The organism is Microbulbifer okhotskensis (genome assembly GCF_023895975.1).
Taxonomy (GTDB): Bacteria; Pseudomonadota; Gammaproteobacteria; order Pseudomonadales; family Cellvibrionaceae; genus Microbulbifer; species Microbulbifer okhotskensis.
The window spans coordinates 17,105-34,815 of the sequence record NZ_JALBWM010000043.1; the positions used below are offsets into that span (position 1 = coordinate 17,105).

Sequence of the window (17,711 nt, forward strand, 5' to 3'; positions counted from 1 at the left end):
TTCTATCCGATAAGGAGTTTATAGGCCTCAACCGCCGCAGTTTTCTCTGCACCGCGACGACTGCTGGCCTCGCCTCGCACCGGTTCTGCGAGACCACTGACCCGGCACTCGACCACAAAATGCTGTGCGTGTTCAGCACCAGAGACATCCACCACCGTATATTCGGGCAATGGTTTCTTACGCGCCTGTAACCACTCCTGCAAACGGGTTTTTGGGTCTTTCATTGTCTCCACGGACAAACCCTCTAGCCGCGACGCGAACCAAGCTAGAACTCGCGCCCGCGCGGCCTCCAAACCTGCGTCCAGGTAGATGGCACCGATCAAGGCCTCTACGGCATCGGCGAGAATTGACGCTCGGCGAAATCCACCGCTCTTCATTTCACCCTCACCGAGACGCAGGCAATCGCCAATATCCAGCTCTTTGGCCAGCTTAGCTAACGTTTCACCGCTGACCAATTGTGCTCTCAATCGGCTCAACTGTCCCTCGCGACCGTCAGGGAACTGGTCGTACAGGGCTGCGCCAATGGTGAACCCGAGGATTGAGTCACCGAGAAACTCCAATCGCTCGTTGTTGCGGCTGCCGTGGGAACGGTGGGTGAGCGCTAACTCAAGTAACTCCCCCCGGTCAAAATCATGGCCGAGACGCTTGCAAAGGCGCTCCAATAACAGATCAGTCACGTTTGCGGAATTGCTCCAGGTCTACCAGCGGATCACAACAAAGCTCTGGCTTTGCTGTATCGAGCTGCTTATTAAACTTCATCACAACATCGACGTTGTGCACTAATGGCTGGCGTAACTCGTATTTAATGCTAACCACAGTACTCTTCACACCGCGAACCACCTGCACTGACTGGGTGGGTTCTCCGCGCACATTATTAATCAGGAAAAAGCGGCTCAGTTCTTTCTTGATCTGGCCACTGGTCATGTTTTCCAGGTTCGGGTTGTCCCCCAGAGACTTAAGCGCTTCGCCTACATAGCGCTCATCCATGTAAGCCGGGGCCATCTTCGATACGCAGGTCAAGGCAAAACCCAACAGCGCAGTTACCAGCAGCCAACCCCAGTAACTCATACCGCGCTGGCGGCGGAGAGAAAAATCGATTTGATTACCCATAAAACGGCCCTCTATCCATGGTAAATAGCTGGGTTTCTAGCCCCACTAGTTTCATTATTGGATTGAGCCTACACGTTTAAAGCTGGGCAAACTGAGCAATTTATCCCAGTGCATCCAAATGGCAAAAGCCTTGCCAACAATATCTTTCTCAGGCACAAAACCCCAATCGCGACTATCGAGACTGTTATCACGGTTGTCCCCCATCATAAAGTAATGCCCTTCAGGCACCACCCCACTGAAATTGCTGTATCTGCTCGCGCGAACATTTTTTTGCATCTCGTGGCGATACCCATCCAGATCTTCCCACATTACCTCGCGCTGGGGGTTGCTCGGCGGTATCACCCTGATTAATTCTTGCTTTGCCAATTTGCCATTCACGTAGAGCACATTGTTTTTAAGCTCAATATTATCACCCGGCAAACCGATCACCCGCTTGATGTAGTAGGTATCGTTCTTATGCGGCGGGAAGAAAACCATTACATCGCCCCGCTTCGGCTCGCCCACATCCATTACCTTGGTGCGAGACACTGGCAGGCGCACACCATAGGCATATTTGTTGACCAGAATAAAATCCCCGATTTCCAAAGTTGGGATCATCGAACCCGAAGGAATCTGGAAGGGCTCAACAAGAAAAGAGCGCAACACAAACACGATCGCCAGGATTGGGAAGAATGACTTGGCATATTCGACAACAACCGGGTCTTCCTGTTGAACCCCCGCTGCTTCTTTGCGACGACGGGCGAAAAACAGGCTGTCGACCAACCAGACCCCACCACTAATGACCACCAACCAGAGCAGAATCAAAGGTAAATTTATATCCATTACTTTTCTCTAGTATTCCTTGTTTTTTATCGCAGTAGAGCCCGGTGGCCCTACTAGTCTACCTTCAGTACCGCCAGGAAAGCTTCCTGCGGAACTTCGACACGGCCCAACTGCTTCATCCGGCGTTTACCCGCTTTCTGCTTCTCCAACAGCTTTTTCTTACGGCTAACGTCACCACCGTAACATTTTGCCGTCACATTCTTACGCAAGGCTTTTACCGTAGTTCTGGACACCACCTGACCGCCGATCGCCGCCTGAATGGCAACATCAAACATTTGCCGAGGAATTAACTCTTTCATTTTCTCCGCCATAGCGCGGCCTTTGTGCTGGGCATTGTCACGGTGGACAATCAATGCCAAGGCATCCACCCGATCACCATTAATCAGGATATCCAAGCGCACCAGCTTGGCTGCTTCAAAACGCACAAAGCTGTAGTCCAGTGAAGCAAAGCCGCGGCTAACCGACTTGAGGCGATCGAAGAAGTCCATAACCACTTCACTCATTGGCAGTTCGTAGCGCAGGGAGACCTGCGAACCCACGTACTGCATATCCTTCTGGATACCGCGTTTTTCCACACACAGAGTGATCACGTTACCCAGATATTCTTGTGGAACAAGGATATTTACTTCGGCGATTGGCTCACGCATTTCCTCAATAGATCCCACATCCGGCAGACGCGACGGATTGTCCACCGTTACGATGGCGCCGTCTGAGCGCTCCACTTCATAGACTACAGTGGGCGCGGTAGTAATCAGATCGAGATCGTATTCCCGCTCCAGACGCTCCTGGATAATTTCCATGTGCAGCATGCCGAGAAAGCCACAACGGAAACCAAAGCCCAGCGCATCCGAAGTCTCGGGCTCATAGAACAAAGAGGCATCGTTCAGGGACAATTTCTCAAGTGCATCGCGGAACGCTTCGTAGTCATCAGAACTAACCGGGAACAAACCCGCATAGACCTGCGGCTTAACTTTTTGGAAGCCCGGCAGCATCTCAATCTCGTCGGCGCCCTTGGCGTGGGTCAAAGTATCGCCCACCGGTGCACCGTGAATATCTTTGACACCGGCCACGACAAAGCCTACTTCGCCAGCACGAAGTACACCGGTCTCGTGGCGTTTAGGGGTAAAGATACCAATACTATCGACCACATGAGCGCGGCCGATAGACTTGGTGACAATCTTCTCTTTGGTCTTCAGAGTACCCTGGACCACGCGCACCAGAGACACCACCCCCAGGTAGCTATCGAACCAGGAGTCGATTATCAACGCCTGTAGTGGCGCATTCACATCCCCTTCTGGTGGCGGCACCAAACGCACCAGGTCTTCGAGTACATCCTCGACACCCAAACCAGACTTGGCACTGCAGCGAGTCGCATCAGTAGCATCAATACCGATAATGTCTTCAATTTCCACTGCGACCTTTTCGGGGTCGGCCTGGGGCAGGTCCATCTTATTAAGGACGGCGATGACCTCCAGCCCCTGCTCAATGGCGGTATAGCAGTTGGCAACGGATTGGGCTTCGACGCCCTGAGCCGCATCAACCACCAGTAGTGCGCCTTCACAAGCGGCCAGGGAACGGGACACTTCGTAAGAGAAGTCCACATGCCCGGGCGTATCGATAAAGTTCAGTTGGTAGGTCTTGCCGTCACGCGCTTGGTAATCAAGCGTCACGCTCTGCGCCTTGATGGTAATCCCGCGTTCGCGCTCCAGCTCCATGCTGTCCAGCACCTGTTCAGCCATCTCTCGATCGGCGAGGCCACCACAGTCCTGGATAAAGCGGTCAGCCAGGGTAGATTTCCCGTGGTCGATATGGGCAATAATGGAGAAATTGCGGATATGAGTGAGATCTGTGGCCACTGCGGAATAAAAACCTTGAAAAATCAATTGATTAGCTGGCTATCGAGCCAACTGTGTGGCGCAAGTCTAACAGAACTCATGGACAGAGGTGAGAGGCAGGTGGCCCAATGGACCACCAAATTCCCAAAAGCACTCAGCTTTCGATCCTAATTGTACGGAAAGTGGACTGCCCAGCGCGGAAGAAGCGAATCGGTAACAGCTCATCTTCGGGCAAGTCTTTGACCACCGTTTTGTAATCGCTCATATCGCCTACTTCTTCGAAACCGAGCTGGGCAATGATATCGCCACTACGCAAACCAGCCTTGGCGCCGGGCTTGCCCGGTATGACCTGCGTCACCAAAACGCCCGTCTCCAGACTCCAGCGCTGCTTCATGACTTCGGGGATTTCCTCAACGACCACACCCAATCGGCCGCCAATTGCAGAGCTCGGGTAGGCCGACGCCTGCCCACGCTCTTCACCAGAACCCGGCAAGGCACCCACAGTCACCCCTAAACGCTCAGGCTTACCCTTGCGCATCAGCTCAACCGACGCCTCAGTGCCCGGACGAATCTGTCCCACAACGTGCGGCAAATCTCCGTGTACACCGATATTCTGGCCGTTGAATCGCATGATGATATCTCCGGGAATAATTCCCGCTTGCGCGGCCGGAGAACCGGGGCTCACTTGCTCGATCAGAGCGCCGGAAGGCTTACCAAGTCCCATGGCTTTAGCCATATCTCGATCCACATTTCTAATTCCCACTCCGAGCCAACCACGATCCACGCGCCCCTTGTCTCTGAGCTGGGCAATCACGTCCTGAGCAAGGCTGGCTGGAATAGCAAAAGACAACCCAATAGAGCCACCGCTGCGGGTATAGATTTGCGAGTTAATACCCACGACCTCACCGTCGAGGTTGAACAGAGGGCCGCCGGAATTACCTGGATTGATTGCCACATCCGTCTGAATAAAAGGCACGTAGTTTTCACGGCTCTCATTGGGGATACTACGGCCCATAGCGCTGACAATGCCGGCGCTGGCAGAGTAATCCAAACCGAAAGGTGAACCAATAGCAACAACCCACTCACCCACTTGCAGGTCTTCGGAATTCCCCCAGCGCACTGCGGAGAGATCTTCGGCCTCTATTTTCAACAGTGCGAGATCGGAGCGCACATCCTTACCGATCACTTCTGCCTGATACTCACGGCGATCAGTCAGTGTCACTGTAACCTGATCTGCTCCATCAACTACGTGATTGTTGGTGACGATGTAACCATCATCAGAAATGATAAATCCAGAACCCATACTTGCCACCGGGCGCTGTTGGCGTCGACGGGGCTCAATAAGGTGGCGGAAGATGTCAGGTATTTCCTGTTGGAATTGCGGCTGGCTATTACTGCGGTTGCTGCGATTGCGGTCAACCGTATTGATCTTAACCACAGCCGGTGAGTTTTCTTTGATCAACTCAGTGAGCTCAGGCAGCCCGCGGGCACTGGCAGCCCCGGAAACCAACAGACAAATAACCAGTAGATATTGTGTACAGCGCTTAACCATAGGTTTGTTACCCCTAGTGATCCCTTCTAATATGAAACCATTGGATTTCGAGTCCCTTCAGGGCTTGCCTTGGCATGTCCGGCCCCTTTGGGGACTCTTAGTAACGACTTAGTGGCAATCTGATCGCCAAAGTTCTGCGGTAAATTGTAAAACAGTGTAAAGAGTTAGCGATGTCTGAAATGCGCCCGCGCCCTGAGCGCGGACAATTCCACCTCCCCACAGAACTCTACGGCCAAAGTGTGCTGGGCGCCCCACTACTTTATTTTCCCGCTCAAACCGGCGCCCATCACGGTTTGGTGATGGCCGGCACGCACGGAGATGAAGTCGCCGCAATGGTAGCTCTGTCCTGTGCGCTGCGCGCTCTTCCCACTACCTCATTGGGCCACCACGTCATCCTGGCCGTCAACCCGGATGGCTGCCAATTGGGAACCCGAGCAAATGCCCGCGGGGTAGACCTGAACCGGAATTTCGCCACCGACAACTGGGATGGCAATGGCAATGTCTACCGCTGGAACAGCGCTGCTGAGAAACGCGACGTCCGATTAGGTACCGGCGAAAGTGCTGCTTCAGAACCCGAGACCGCTGCACTCTGCGAGCTGATCGCAAAACTTGACCCCGACTGGACAGTTTCGATTCATGAGCCCCTATCCTGTGTAGAAGACACCAGCAGTAGCGATCTGGGCCAGCAACTTGCCAATAATTTCAAGCTCCCTCTTGTAGGGGATGTCGGTTACCAAACACCCGGATCATTCGGCACCTGGTGCGCCGAACGAGCCCTGCCCTGCATTACACTGGAGTTTCCACCGATTTCCGCCGACTCAGCCAGCGAGGAATACTTACAACCTCTTATCAATTTACTCACCTACGACCAGTAAACCCGGCCCGCCTTAAATCGCAAAGGGGGCTCTGTATCCTTTACCAGCCAGGTAGGGCCATCCAGATCCAGATAACGTGCCCTGCTGCCCAGCGGCCAAGCCGCCCGAATCGCTCTTGAAGTGCACAACATACAACCCAGCATCCACTCCAACCCCAAGGCAGTAGCCTTATCAGCCAAAGCCAGGGCCTCAGTAATTCCACCCGTCTTATCCAACTTAATATTGATCATCTCGTACCGATGGACCAGTTGCGGCAGGTCATTGCGAGTATGGCAACTCTCATCCGCGCAGATAGGTAGCGGGTGCTCAAACGTTTCCAGAAAGCCATCCTCACTTGCCGGAAGAGGCTGCTCCAGCATCGACACCCCCATTCGGCTCAAATCTTCACAGCGTTCAATCAATGTCGCCGTATGCCAGGCCTCATTGGCATCAATTATCAGTTGCGCATTTGGCGCTGCAGCTCTGACCGCAGACACCCTGGCACGCACATGCTGATCGTCGAGCTTGAGTTTGAGCAGATCAACACCGGCCTCCACAGCAACCCGGGCAGCGACTGCCATAGCATCGGGACTGTCGACAACCAGAGTTTGCACAGTGGGCAGGGAAATGGGGCCAGGGTGCAACGCCCCTTGCGCCTTCATTTCCCAATCTGAAAGGGCGCAATCCAGTGCATTGCGCGCCGCGCCTGCGGGCATATGCGCTTGCAACTGCTCGCATGTCAGTCCGTCGGCGACTTCCTGGAGTGAAGGCTGCAGTTGGTGTAATACGGAGGCGACACTCTCCCCGTATCGAGCATAAGGCGTACACTCTCCTATGCCGGTTACCCCGTCACCGCTCACCTCCACCACGACAACCCGGACTTCGGTTCGGGCGCCACGGGATATCACAAAGGCCGTGCGAAGGGACCAGCGCTCGTCATAGCAACGGGCCTGCATCAGGACTATCTCCTGGTATGGGGGAAGATATCAGTTTAGGTCAGGAAGTTCGTGGGAACCGGCTGTAAAGAGGGACTCACACAGTGGCAGAACTTACTGCTGTGGTGGTTCAATGCTGAGTAATATCGGGGTGTATGTGGGATTGGCGGACTGGCGCCGGCTATACCAACGAACAGCCAAGGCACCAACAATCAGGCCGAGCAAGGCACCGACTAGCGCACCCACTTCCGCAAAGAGAGAATCCCCAAGTAATGCAACTAGCACGAGGGATACCAAAGGAACAAAATAAACCAGCAATGCACTGCGGGTTAAAGCGTTTTCGGTAATACCGATCACCACCGTATCATTGACAAGAATTTTATCTGCAGAGTAGCCGTTCAGGGCCACCTTGATACGTGTGGAGGAGGAAAAAAACTCGCCGAGCAGTCCAGTGCCACAACCGGACTTAGCCGAGCAACCATTGCAGGCGCTGCTCTGGGTGGTTTCCACCCAGATAGCATCAGACTCTATGGCCACTACCCGGCCACGCTCCTCAAGCACCTATCGCTCTCACTTAACCTTTAACAGTAATTGAGCTGGCAACCCGGCGCGCTGTGGTATCGGGAATTTCACCAACCACTGTCACCGTGTAGGCAACTCCTTCAACCTCAAGGCGATCCATATAAGCCACTGTGGCTCCGCGAATTGCGCGCCCCTTATAGCCTTCAAGCTCCGGCCCAAGGCGCTGCACAAACACCGTAAACACCCCCAAACCATCACTAAATACCATCATATCGCCATCGGACAACGGTTTGACAGACACCACTCTGAAACCCTCGGGCAACCAGCCAACCTGCCAGCGACTCTGGGAAGCGGTACATTCATTGCGGTTATCAATGCGCCGTGCATTGTTGGATACTGCCTGCAGAGCAGAATCATCAACTGGGGAGAGATCCAACCTTACAAATTGATAGCGCTCCAGGACCCGCCCCTGGGTACTTACCAGCATGGTCTTAAGCGGCAATCCGGTCTCTCTATCAAGACTGACTACCAAACCAAGGCGATAGCGATCCCGTGGCCGTGCCTCAATCACAACCGCATCGCGATCGGCGATACGCTCCTCACCACGCAGGATAAACTGATAGGCACGCTGTACCTGCTGCTGGCCAGCCGAACTCCACGAAGTGGCCCGATTTCTCGGCGATGCACTGAAATCGCAGTTGCCCGCACTGCCGTGGCTGATCAGTTCTCTGGGTTCGCCGCTCAAATAGCGCACCCTTTCCACCTGCTCGCCTTCGCGAACAGCGTGCACCACCTGCAGTGTCTCTAAAAGACCGGCATGCTCAAAAGTCACAAGACCGCTGTATTCGAGCTCAGTTACCGCTTTTGCTAATTTAGCCAGCCAATGCCCCACCTCGTTACTGCCGACCGCACCTGGGTTGACTAGCCCACTCTGTGCCCCCGGATTAAGGTTGACGACACCGCCACTCACCGCCTCTTGTGATGGCGCATTAGCTGTTGCCCCGCCAGGGGCAGCTGGCACTATAGGGTGGCTATTCAATTCAACCGCATCGGCCTCTGCCATAGCAACCCCTACCACAGCTGTCGCCGTCGCAGGAGTACTCGCCATATCGAGATTTACCGTTTGCGGAGTGTTAAGCCCGACTCCGGGGTTCACTTGAGCAAATGACAGGGGTGCCAACAATGAGGAAACCAACAACAAACCATTGGCCCGGAGAATCCCGCAGAGGATTCGACTCCCCCTGGTTTCGACTTTCGTCACACTACATTCCAACCTGTTCGCCATATGTCGCGCGGGCAAAAGGCACCATGCCCTGACTACCCACATGAGCGGCTTGTTCCGAATGCTGAATCATTACGCGATTCAGATGGCGCATTAACTCTGGCGTCGGCGCCTGCTGCATAACAGCCTGCCCCACAACACCTGAGCGCTGCTCAGGCACAAAACGCGGCGCCGCAGTACTCACAGAGCGCGTCGACGGTGCCGGCACATAGAAGCCAGAGGGTTGTGGCGCCGACTGCACAATGGGCTGAGCCTCACGCTCTAGCGATGCCACCGGCTGACTAATTCCCTGAACCGAATTTTGCTGAGAGTCTGTCACTTGCTGCACACCCAATATGGCAGCAAATGCCACAGTCGCCGCAACAGCGCCGCGCGAAAGTGGGCGCCACCAGCGGCTGTTAACCAGACTACTCGTCACAGCAGAACCACCACTCCCACCCTGGGATAGGGGCTCTTCCTGCTCAATAGCGGCCGAAATACTTGCTGCAAGACCGGTGTCGATCGGCGCAACCTGTTCGCGGCGCATAACACTCGCCGCGAGCTGGTAACGTGACCAACGCTGACCCAACTCTTCTGAGGCCGCGCTGGCCTTCAGAAGACGCTGCAGCTCCAGTTCGCTAATTTCACCATCCATAAGCGCCGACAGCGACTCGTTAAGACGTTCCTGATGATTCCCGTGGGACATAGGGGTTAACCCTCTTGTGCAATCATTTATTAGGTGCCCACAAGCACCATATTTGGTTACAGGTTATGACCTGAGTCTGAGCGGTTGGTTTCCCCGACCGGGAAAATTTTCCGCATATTTAACTCCTGTCACCCAGTGTTTCCGGCTCCCCAGCCATTACGGCCTGGACTGTCCGGTCTATCGCCTCCCGTGCGCGAAATATTCTCGAACGTACCGTTCCTACCGGGCATCCCATAACCTCGGCGATTTCCTCATAGCTCAGTCCCTCCAGCTCCCTCAGCGTTACCGCTGAGCGCAAATCCTCTGGCAGTGCGCGGATAGCGCGATGTACAGCTGACTCCAGCTGGTCGCGAAACATCTGATTTTCCGGTGTTTCGTTATCGCGCAGTAGATCAGCCCCCGAGTAGAACTCGGCATCTTCCAAATCGACATCAGAAGATGGCGGCCGGCGGCTGCGTGAAACCAAATGGTTTTTAGCGGTATTGATCGCAATCCGATACATCCATGTGTAGAACGCACTCTCACCACGAAAATTGGTCAGAGCGCGATAAGCTTTGATGAAAGCCTCCTGAGTTACGTCCTGTACCTCACTATGATCCTTGATGAACCGGCTTACTACAGCAGTAATTTTGTGCTGGTACTTAAGTACAAGAAGATCAAATGCGCGCTTGTCTCCCTTCTGCACCCGTTCAACCAACTCACGGTCACTCGTTGACGCCTGATGCGCTGTCATCCCCAACTCCCATATCCAGCCAAACTGCGGGCGCCACATTTCATGTCTGCGGGGCCACCGGCGCAGGCGTTTCTTTCACTGTGTTGATGACCATGACAATAGGACATAAGTTCCACGTCAAATCGACGAATAATCAGGAGGCGCTATACTACGCGACCCTAAAACATAATTGAAATCTATGAATGCCCAGGCAAACTACGACGTTCTCGTGATTGGCAGCGGGGCTGCTGGCCTCACACTGGCTCTGCACCTGGCCTCCCAGCATCGCGTGGCCCTACTCTCCAAGCAGCGATTGCAAGATGGCTCAACCTGGTTTGCCCAGGGGGGCATCGCCGCCGTGCTGGATGAGATGGATTCGGTCGAGTCGCATATTGCAGACACATTAGACGCGGGTGCAGGACTCTGCCACCCGGCATCGGTGCGCTTCACAGTAGAGGAGAGCACCGCAGCCATTCGCTGGTTGATTGACCAGGGAGTGGATTTTACCCGCGAGGAAGAAGGCTACCACCTGACCAAAGAGGGCGGCCACAGTCACCGACGCATTATCCACAGTGCTGATGCCACTGGCCACGCTGTTCACAGCAAACTGATCGTAAAGGTACTAAACAGCCCCAACATCGACTGTTTTGAGCACCATGTTGCCATCGACCTGATCCGCCAACCGGACCCGGACAAAGGCCGATTCCGCTGTGCCGGCGCCTATGTGCTGAACAAAAATACCGATGAGGTTGAGCTGATTCAGTCTAAAGCGGTGGTGCTGGCCACCGGTGGCGCCAGCAAAGCCTACCTTTACACCAGCAACCCCGATGGCGCCAGCGGCGATGGTATCGCCATGGCTTGGCGCGCCGGTTGTCGAGTGGCCAATATGGAATTCAACCAATTCCACCCCACCTGCCTCTACCACCCCAAGGCCAAAGCCCTGCTGGTTACAGAGGCCCTACGGGGTGAAGGCGCTCTGCTTAAACTGCCAGATGGCAGCCGCTTCATGGATCGCTTTGACAAACGCGGCGAGCTGGCACCAAGGGATATCGTCGCCCGTGCCATCGACCACGAGATGAAGCGCCTGGGAGCCGACTGCCTCTACCTGGATATTTCTCACAAAGACCCGGCGTTCGTGCGCAATCACTTCCCCACGGTCTACAACAATTGCCTTCAGTATGGCATTGATATTACCCGCGAGCCCATTCCGGTCGTCCCGGCAGCCCACTATACCTGCGGCGGCATAGTGGTTGACCGCCACGGGCGCACCGACCTGGATCAGCTCTACGCTATTGGCGAAACTACATTTACCGGCCTGCACGGCGCCAACCGCCTCGCCAGCAACTCCCTGCTGGAGTGCCTGGTCTACGCGCGCTCCACGGCTTTACATATCGACGAGCATCTAGGCATGGTACATGCGCCCCGCGCCACACCCGACTGGGATGCCTCTCGGGTGACCGATTCCGATGAAGACGTTGTGATTTCGCACAACTGGGACGAACTGCGCCGATTCATGTGGGATTATGTCGGTATCGTGCGCACCCGCAAGCGACTCCTGCGTGCAGAGCATCGAGTTAGGCTATTGCAAAAAGAAATCCGCGAGTTCTATGCCAATTATCGGATCAGCAACGATCTGGTAGAGCTGCGCAACCTCTCTTTGGTGTCCGAATTGATTATTCGCTCAGCCCTGGAACGCCGTGAAAGTCGTGGCCTGCACTACTCTCTCGACTACCCCAAACTACGGGAACTGGCCATGGATACCATTCTGGTGCCAGAAAACTTCGCCGGGCAGCGTCAATTTATCTAGTTCGCCCACCTGAGAGCACCTCTTGAAACAGGTTGCCCGCAACACCAACAACAGACTAACGGGAGTAGCGCAGAGCGACTTGCAGTCTGCGCCAATCAGCGCTCACCATCGCATCCCTGGCCAACACCAAGCGCAGGGAGCGCCCCTGCGTGTCCCGCCCGTTAATTACCACCAACCAACGCCACAACACCAACTCACCGACAAAGTGAAACTCGCTCACCTCACCGCCCTGAGGGCGCCAAAACCACCTCCGCTCGCGGGTCGCCAGGAGCCCCCTTGCCGACTTGATACGGCGCGATTCCAGTCGCGCATAGATAAGTATGAATAGCGTACTTGGCCAGAATAAAAAATACGGCAATACGCAAAGCCACAGGAGTGATACCGCCAGGAGGGCAGTCGTATACAGCAGGCAGGGCAATAGAAGGGATGACGCAACGACGCAGCTCATGACGGCGTTGCGCTCAAAATACCTTGGCGGTGCGCTATTCCTGCAATCCGGTGTTGTCACGAATAATCTGCACAATACGTTTCAGCTCGGGATCGTCCGGGTCCTGACGCCGCAAAAACCAGGCAAATAAGTCCTGATCCTGCTCATCGAGCAGACGGATGTAGCGCTGCTGATCTTCAGGCTCCAGGGTTTCGTAGACATTATCCAGAAACGGCAGCAACACCAGATCCAATTCCAACATGCCGCGGCGGCTGGCCCAAAACAGGCGGTTGCGATCCATACTTCTTTCCAACCAGGTTAAAAGCGCAGTATACCCTCTGCCCCACCAAACTTGAAAAAGACGCTAATACCCTCCCCTCCGACCCCAGAGCCCCCCTAAGATCATCGGCCTCTATTTGTGGCACTGAGACTTATGGACCCTTGTAGTCCCCCACCTGGGGACTATCAGGCACCAGCTCTCCCTCGCAAAAAGGTACCCTTACAGCAGACCGACCCGATCAGCACACCGAGGCTCCTGCTAAGGGGATTTACTTCGACGCGTGCCTGAGGCAAATGACATCCCCTGCATACCTGAAAATCTATGGGGTCCGTATCAATATGTAGCCTGAAGCTCTCCGTGCCCACCGCCAAAAAATCAGTAATTGCTGCATGAAAGTCCGAATAGTCTATTGAATATATCGGAACGCATCGACTTACAAAAAGAAAGCGCTTGCAGTGAAAAATATATTTCCTGACGGATGTCAACGGAATATCAAGTGACGCCTGATTCACGTAGAATGAATAACTAAATAAAATTTCAAGTACTTTCGGTACTACTTTGGACGCGCCCACAACCCTGGCCGCCTGATTTATTTATAACTGACAGGAAGGATAATGCTGGACAGGTTTTATTTGATGGGGACGCAGAAATCCGCTGTCAGCTTTTTCTCAAAAACAATGCTACTGACAGCGGCAGTGCTTGCCGCACTGCAATTATATTTTTTCATCGGAGAAACCTCCCAAAGAGATATGCAGGCATTTTGGCTTATCTCAGCGCTGATAGGGAGCTTTGTATTTATGCTCTGGTTGTTCTTTTTTATTGCCCATCTTATACAACGGAAAGTCGCACTATTTCTGTATTTGCCGAATGGGCATAAAATTAGCCTACTACTAAATATGAACACTGAACAATACTTGGTTTTTGATGCGGCAGCAGTGATGGATTTCGAATTAGCCCAGGGTACTACAAATCTTGTCTTAAAGTTTGGGGAGGACAACCAAACCGTTACTGACTTGAGACATTTTGCTTATCACCAACGGCAGGAGTTGCAGACCTTTTTTCAAAAGCTAATTGATTATAATCAGGTGCAAGGCTATCGAGAACTGGAGGGGATTGACTTGCAAGGCGGTTTGGCTGGCTGGATGTAATCCAGCCTCCAGAGAAAGACAAAATAATTAAGCGGAAAGAAAAGTGTCAGAGCAGTTCATTAAAATTGATGGAAAGGGCCAGTTTATTCGGCGTAGTCTGGTAGTAGGTTTTGCATCTCTTCTTTTAATGGGAGCAGCAATAGTTGGACTGTTTATGCTCTCTGAGGGAGTAATATCGGCAGGACTTTTTCTAGGTGTGCTTGCACTGGGATATATGCTTTATAAATACTGGCAGAAGGCATACCTGATGCGGAACATGCTCTTTTGCTCCTATGACAGAAGTGGACAGCGTTTGCTTTTCCCAATACTGCTGGAAGAAGAGGAGCAAGAGAAAATACCAAGTGGCCATATGGCTTGGGCAGCGCTGGACTTGACCGGAGTAAAGAGCTTTCAGTTCATTGGAAAGCTAGGCGTAGCCGACTATGGAGAAGGACAAAGTGAGTACCTGATTTTTACAGAAGCCTACACCAAAGCACAACGTAGAAAGCTGGCGAGTTTTTTCGATGATTGCTGACTCACTGCAAATATGAAGTAGCAGAGCAGAACGCCCCCAAGTATTGCATCAAAGTATTGCAAGAGTACCTATACCCGCTACCTCGGGAGCGCAGTTTGCCAGCACCACATACTTCCACCCTGGCATCAATAGACTTTCGCAGCATATTCAGCAAAAATAGAGATCGCCGCTTAGGCGATGACCGATACAACGCCGCCGCCCAAGTCTCAAGACCCAACAAGCCCCTCCTGAAACTTCAAACTTGAAATAAGCGTGAAGACCCCCAAATATTGCCCCAATACAAATATAGGTAGCAGGACTATGGACCAGCAACAGTGGCAAGATTTTCTCAGCGGCGAAGGCGCTATTTGGGAGGACGCCAAAGCCCACTTCCCCCTCACCAGTCGCGAAGACCCGCAGAGCTTGCACCTGTTGGATCTAGGCCCCATTGGCACCATCGCTATCAACGGCCCCGACAGCCAAAAGTTCCTACAGGGCCAGTTGACCTGCGATCTGGTCAATCTCCCCAACAATCACAGTACCCTTGGGGCACACTGTAATCCCAAAGGTCGCATGATCAGTGCATTCAGCGCGCTAAAACTGTCCCAGAGCGAGTTTATCTTGCGACTCCCCCGCAACCTCGCTCCTATTGCCCAGCAAGCACTGGCCAAATATGCCGTGTTCTTTAAAACTGAACTGCGCGATGCGAGCAACGAAACCCACTGGCTGGGCCTGCAGGGGCGAGGCGTGGCTGAACGCGCCGCTAAACTACTGGGCTTCGAGCAACCCTCAGCCGGCGAGATCAGAGTCTTCGAATTTGCTGGGGAGCGCTGCATGGCCCAGTGCGTCAGTGAAGTGCAATTGGCCCTACTAGTGCCCACTAGCCAAGCTCAGCAGATGTGGCAAAAGCTATCCCCCGAGAGCGAGGCAACCGGGTACGATCGCTGGCAGAAACGACAAATTGAAGCCGGCATCCCCCAGGTCGATGCTGCCACCACGGAGATGTTTATCCCGCAAATGACCAATCTACACCTGCTAGGCGGCGTAAGTTTTAAAAAGGGCTGCTACACTGGCCAGGAAGTGGTTGCCCGTATGCAATTTCGTGGCGCCGCCAAACGGCGGCTCTATCGGGCCAGTTGTGCGTCAGGGGACCTACCCAGTGCCGGTTTGGAAGTTTATGGTGACGGGGAGCAAAGCATCGGCAACTTAGTGGAGGCTTGTCACAGCAAAGAAGGCATCCAGTTACTCGCCGTACTCACCATCGCCAAGGTTGCGGCTGGCCAGACCTTACATCTGAAGGATGGTCGCCACCTGGAAATCCTGGAACTTCCTTACGATGCGGATGCCGATCCATTGGCTTAATAAAAAGCCAACTTGCAATATGGGAGGGCGATCATTTAGCCACCCTCCCATGTTGAGCCAGTCCAGCCCTAGGCTTTGCAGGCAACATAAAATAATCAAAAGCCAAGTTCCCACAGCAATACTGACCGCCGCTACAATATTTAGACTTACCCTCCTCATATCAGGATCACTACCCAGAGGCGCAACAGCGTAGGGAGACGCTATTGAAAGAGTTGGACCAGCTTATCGTCGTCCTCGAATGCTGCATTATATTGGCAGGCTTTGCCGCAATCGTAGGTACACTCCAACCTAAAAAAGGAAGAAATGTCACCAAAGGGAGAATCGTGTCTCTCGCAATGATTATTTATATCAGTCTGGTTAATGCCTTACTTGCGTCATTTACTCTTGCACTATCCAATTTTGATATTAGCGATAACAGCTTATGGGCTGCCAGTAGTGCAGCGATGAGCTTAGCCACAACATTTTCCATTATTTACCTCTGGGTAAAAAAACGACTCAAGTCGATTTCTATTGTGGCAAAAATTATATATTTTATTCTCTTTGGGCTTGCCGGCTCAGTGGTTTTTATGAATATTCTAAATACCCTCGGAATAATCTTTAATCGAGAATACGCACCCTACTTTCTATCTTTCGTTTGCAACCTTTTTGTTGTTGGTTATGCCTTTTCAAGGTTGCTGATGCGCCCACTATGGGAAGTAGTGAAGGAAAATGAGTTGAGGCATCCCCACAGGAATCCAGTAAGAACTGGATAAAATGACCTATAAAAGACGCCGGTAGTACCTGCCGCATCAATGACTAACGCACCGACCACATACACAAATATTTTACACTTATAGGCAGCAATTAAGTAATGACTGAATTTGGGAGCAGGTATCAGGCATAGAGCTCTTAAAGGGTTATTAACAGGAAATACGAGAACAACAGTTGTCATTTATATACAGCTACAACCTTTCCCTCTTCAACACGTCAGCTTAAGGCAATAGCGGAAGATGGACAACCTGTCAGCACAAATCGACCAGCTACTTGCGATCATAGAGATTTCCATCGTACTCGCAGGATTTGCTGCAATGGTTGCCACATTCCAGTCACGTAAAATGGAGGGCATCTCCAGGGGCCACGTTGTCTCCCTCGCCATGATCGTCTACATCAGTTTGTTTAGTGCCTTACTTGCCGCTTTTTCTCTCACACTCTTGAATTTTCGTATCGAGGCCAGCTATGTTTGGTCCATCAGTAGCTGCCTTATGGGGGTAGCCACCACGGGGTTCATTGTCTACCTTTGGAAAAAAAGACACTTCAAATTTGTTTCCACCATTATGAGGATTACCTACTATGGACTTTTTGTCATTGCTTCCTCTGTCGTTGTAATAAGTACTCTAAATGTCGCAGGAATAATCTTTGAGAGAGAATTTGGCCCCTACTTCCTGGCTTATATTTGCAATTTATTTTTTGTAGGCTTCGCTTTTGCCAGACTTCTAATGAGGCCATTATGGAAGGCGGTTGAGACCAAAGAAGTGAGTGTCGAACACAGAGGTCGAGCAAAGAACCGTTAGCCACTGAGTAAAGTGGCCGAATCCAACCAAGTGTTTTTACTACCCTTCCTCCTTGCAATACTTCGGACAGTCTTTCAGTATGAGTGAGCAGCATTCTGCGGAAACTGGCAAGTAAGGGGATGCTTTCATGCTACCCAGAGCCCAAGAAGACTTACGGTAACGTAGCCCTCCTGTAGCTCAATGCTTATAGATTCAGACTGCTACCGGTCTAAAACTGTCCGAAGTATTGATATCGAATAAATTACTAAAATGCGCAGCAATTTGCCGGTACAGCTTGTTCTGGTTGCCCTTCACAGCGATTGCATAGTCACCGCCTCGTTCAATGATCTTCTGGG

Annotated in this window: 19 protein-coding genes; 7 read left to right on the forward strand and 12 right to left on the reverse strand. The window is 52.7% G+C overall.

The genetic code is table 11. The features are described 5' to 3' along the window. Nucleotides 1–2 precede the first annotated feature (2 nt). The 5 genes from rnc to MO867_RS11305 all read right to left on the reverse strand — a co-directional run bounded on the left by rnc (nucleotide 3) and on the right by MO867_RS11305 (nucleotide 5,319). Nucleotides 3–677: a ribonuclease III gene (gene rnc / locus MO867_RS11285; protein ID WP_252466693.1), complete on the reverse strand. Its 675-nt coding sequence runs from the start codon at nucleotides 675–677 to the stop codon at nucleotides 3–5. Continuing rightward, the gene (locus tag MO867_RS11290) at nucleotides 670–1,110 is read right to left on the reverse strand and encodes a DUF4845 domain-containing protein (protein WP_252466694.1); all 441 of its coding nucleotides are present in this window, start codon (nucleotides 1,108–1,110) and stop codon (nucleotides 670–672) included. Before MO867_RS11290 ends, rnc begins: the two co-directional genes overlap by 8 nt. 54 nt (nucleotides 1,111–1,164) lie before the next feature. Next, nucleotides 1,165–1,932, reverse strand: a complete 768-nt coding sequence (gene lepB / locus MO867_RS11295; protein ID WP_252466697.1) for a signal peptidase I — start codon at nucleotides 1,930–1,932, stop codon at nucleotides 1,165–1,167. A 53-nt stretch (nucleotides 1,933–1,985) separates the two neighbouring features. After that, on the reverse strand, nucleotides 1,986–3,788 hold the full coding sequence (gene lepA, locus MO867_RS11300) for a translation elongation factor 4 (protein ID WP_252466698.1): 1,803 nt from the start codon (nucleotides 3,786–3,788) through the stop codon (nucleotides 1,986–1,988). Between the two features lie 133 nt (nucleotides 3,789–3,921). Then, nucleotides 3,922–5,319, reverse strand: coding sequence for a Do family serine endopeptidase (locus MO867_RS11305; protein ID WP_252466699.1), 1,398 nt, complete (start codon nucleotides 5,317–5,319; stop codon nucleotides 3,922–3,924). A gap of 170 nt (nucleotides 5,320–5,489) precedes the next feature. Here MO867_RS11305 and mpaA point away from each other — a divergent pair, with 170 nt between their 5' ends. Further along, a complete protein-coding gene (gene mpaA / locus MO867_RS11310) occupies nucleotides 5,490–6,194 on the forward strand; it encodes a murein tripeptide amidase MpaA (protein ID WP_252466700.1) in 705 nt (234 codons plus the stop codon). Here the strand turns inward: mpaA and ycjG are convergent. The 5 genes from ycjG to rpoE all read right to left on the reverse strand — a co-directional run bounded on the left by ycjG (nucleotide 6,182) and on the right by rpoE (nucleotide 10,330). After that, a complete protein-coding gene (gene ycjG / locus MO867_RS11315; RefSeq protein ID WP_252466701.1) occupies nucleotides 6,182–7,129 on the reverse strand; it encodes an L-Ala-D/L-Glu epimerase in 948 nt (315 codons plus the stop codon). The genes mpaA and ycjG overlap by 13 nt on opposite strands. 93 nt (nucleotides 7,130–7,222) lie before the next feature. Continuing rightward, a complete protein-coding gene (locus tag MO867_RS11320; protein ID WP_252466704.1) occupies nucleotides 7,223–7,669 on the reverse strand; it encodes a SoxR reducing system RseC family protein in 447 nt (148 codons plus the stop codon). Nucleotides 7,670–7,682: 13 nt separating this feature from the next. Next, entirely contained in the window at nucleotides 7,683–8,891 is a 1,209-nt protein-coding gene (locus MO867_RS11325; RefSeq protein WP_252466706.1) for a MucB/RseB C-terminal domain-containing protein, read from the reverse strand. A 1-nt stretch (nucleotide 8,892) separates the two neighbouring features. Beyond that, complete coding sequence (locus MO867_RS11330; protein ID WP_252466708.1) at nucleotides 8,893–9,597, reverse strand: sigma-E factor negative regulatory protein; 705 nt, start codon at nucleotides 9,595–9,597, stop codon at nucleotides 8,893–8,895. 118 nt (nucleotides 9,598–9,715) lie between these two features. Then, a complete protein-coding gene (gene rpoE / locus MO867_RS11335) occupies nucleotides 9,716–10,330 on the reverse strand; it encodes an RNA polymerase sigma factor RpoE (protein WP_252466710.1) in 615 nt (204 codons plus the stop codon). A 178-nt stretch (nucleotides 10,331–10,508) separates the two neighbouring features. On the opposite strand from rpoE, the gene nadB reads away from it, so the two are divergent. Next, nucleotides 10,509–12,116 carry an L-aspartate oxidase gene (gene nadB / locus MO867_RS11340; RefSeq protein ID WP_252466712.1) on the forward strand — a complete coding sequence of 536 codons (1,608 nt, stop codon included), beginning with the start codon at nucleotides 10,509–10,511 and terminating at the stop codon, nucleotides 12,114–12,116. 55 nt (nucleotides 12,117–12,171) lie between these two features. Here nadB and MO867_RS11345 read toward each other — a convergent pair whose 3' ends face one another. Together MO867_RS11345 and MO867_RS11350 are read right to left on the reverse strand one after the other, a co-directional pair. Continuing rightward, nucleotides 12,172–12,624: a protein YgfX gene (locus MO867_RS11345; protein ID WP_252466714.1), complete on the reverse strand. Its 453-nt coding sequence runs from the start codon at nucleotides 12,622–12,624 to the stop codon at nucleotides 12,172–12,174. Beyond that, nucleotides 12,599–12,844: an FAD assembly factor SdhE gene (locus MO867_RS11350; RefSeq protein ID WP_252466718.1), complete on the reverse strand. Its 246-nt coding sequence runs from the start codon at nucleotides 12,842–12,844 to the stop codon at nucleotides 12,599–12,601. Before MO867_RS11350 ends, MO867_RS11345 begins: the two co-directional genes overlap by 26 nt. A 593-nt stretch (nucleotides 12,845–13,437) precedes the next feature. On the opposite strand from MO867_RS11350, the gene MO867_RS11355 reads away from it, so the two are divergent. The 5 genes from MO867_RS11355 to MO867_RS11375 all read left to right on the forward strand — a co-directional run bounded on the left by MO867_RS11355 (nucleotide 13,438) and on the right by MO867_RS11375 (nucleotide 17,376). Further along, nucleotides 13,438–13,971, forward strand: coding sequence for a hypothetical protein (locus MO867_RS11355; RefSeq protein WP_252466720.1), 534 nt, complete (start codon nucleotides 13,438–13,440; stop codon nucleotides 13,969–13,971). 43 nt (nucleotides 13,972–14,014) lie between these two features. Then, entirely contained in the window at nucleotides 14,015–14,485 is a 471-nt protein-coding gene (locus MO867_RS11360; protein ID WP_252466725.1) for a hypothetical protein, read from the forward strand. Between the two features lie 300 nt (nucleotides 14,486–14,785). Continuing rightward, entirely contained in the window at nucleotides 14,786–15,826 is a 1,041-nt protein-coding gene (gene ygfZ / locus MO867_RS11365) for a CAF17-like 4Fe-4S cluster assembly/insertion protein YgfZ (protein WP_252466726.1), read from the forward strand. Between the two features lie 203 nt (nucleotides 15,827–16,029). Then, nucleotides 16,030–16,578 (forward strand): hypothetical protein, encoded by a 549-nt coding sequence (locus MO867_RS11370; protein ID WP_252466727.1) that lies wholly within the window; start codon nucleotides 16,030–16,032, stop codon nucleotides 16,576–16,578. 237 nt (nucleotides 16,579–16,815) lie between these two features. Further along, the gene (locus MO867_RS11375) at nucleotides 16,816–17,376 is read left to right on the forward strand and encodes a hypothetical protein (RefSeq protein WP_252466728.1); all 561 of its coding nucleotides are present in this window, start codon (nucleotides 16,816–16,818) and stop codon (nucleotides 17,374–17,376) included. The last annotated feature ends 335 nt before the right edge of the window (nucleotides 17,377–17,711 follow it).